Here is a 1,333-nt window from a genome sequence, read left to right as displayed (position 1 = left end):
TGTCTATCCTGCATTGCTCTTTTGCCGCCTCAAAATCCCTTGCGTGTTTTTGCTCCCCGATCTCCAGAACGACCGAGCCGCCACGGTTCCGGCAGCGCCTTGAGCGCAACCGGAAACCGTCTGGGGAGAACCCCAGACCCCCATCGCTGTAACACCGACGGTCTACGACCACCTACCAACCGAGTGACTGCCTGTACCGTGCAAATGGGCTTTGCAGGGGGCTGGCGCGGTTCCTGGCGACCTGAAAGCCCCTGGCTAGGGGTATCGGCGCGCCTGACCTCCTGAAACGCTCTGTAAGCGTTTTTCGCGCCTTCCATGCCCTGACGGGCATTTAAACCCCGCCTCGTGCGTCTGAGAGCTTCTGAGCGCGTTTGAAGGGCTATCTGACGACTCATCCCCGAAAGAACAACAGCGGAATCACCGACAACATGCGAGAGGTGGCACCGCTCGCCGCAGCCCCAGCGACCGAACGTTAGTGAGCGAGTGGGCGAGGAAGCGGAAGAGAACCGGAAACCACATTGAGCACGTACGCACTGATACGGGGTGTCGGGGCGAAGCCCTGACCAGATGGCAAACGGAATATCGTCGCGGGTGACGGTATTACATTTGCACATCCTGTCCCGATTTCTGCGGGGGTTAACGGTGAACGGACGGCAAAAAACGTGCAGGAGCTGTTGAACGTGAAAACCACGAAATCTGGCAAAAATCACGGCTGGCGAGGCTTGCAGAGGAGTAAGCGAGGCTTGCAGAGGAGTAAGCCAGTATACACTCCGCTATCGCCACGTGACTGGGTCAGGGCTGCGCCCCGACACCCGCTAAAACCCGCTGACGCGCCCTGACGGGCTTGTCTGCTGCCGGCATCCGGTCACAGACAAGCTGTGACCGTCTCCGGGAGCTTCGTTATGTTCCTGTTTCACTTTCGGCTTCAAAGCGAGCCTGGATGCTGTTCTGGAGTTCTTCCGGGAGTTCGTGCAGTCGTTCACACATGGCCGCCTGCTCGTCGCATCCAGTTTTTCAAGCAGTGTCAGGCTCTGGCTTCTGATAAATCGCGCCATATTCAGCGCAGTTTGTTGTTGTTTGTTCACTATTCCGTTGTGCTCCGTCAGTGATATGTGGAGTGTGAGTAAATCAGGATTGTTTTACAGGATAAACTGCGGCACATTCATCCCGTTGCAGTAGCAACGATGGGAAATACAACTACGAAAATTATTTAGCGATTCGTTCTCCCCCGGTCCGGGTTCCGCCTGTTCCGGGGGTTTTTTGTCTGTGAGTATTTTCCATGTAGTAAACGCTACATAAAAAATTCCGGATTGGAGGAATCGTTGTAAAGAGA

Annotated in this window: 1 pseudogene; it reads right to left on the bottom strand. The window is 55.4% G+C overall.

The window, feature by feature from the left end:
- Window positions 1-900: 900 nt before the first annotated feature.
- Window positions 901-1,085 (bottom strand): annotated as a pseudogene (locus C5O24_RS13415) (Rop family plasmid primer RNA-binding protein).
- Between the last annotated feature and the right edge of the window lie 248 nt (window positions 1,086-1,333).

The organism is Paramuribaculum intestinale (assembly GCF_003024925.1).
Taxonomy (GTDB): Bacteria; Bacteroidota; Bacteroidia; order Bacteroidales; family Muribaculaceae; genus Paramuribaculum; species Paramuribaculum intestinale.
This window is presented reverse-complemented; position numbering and strand designations above follow the sequence as displayed.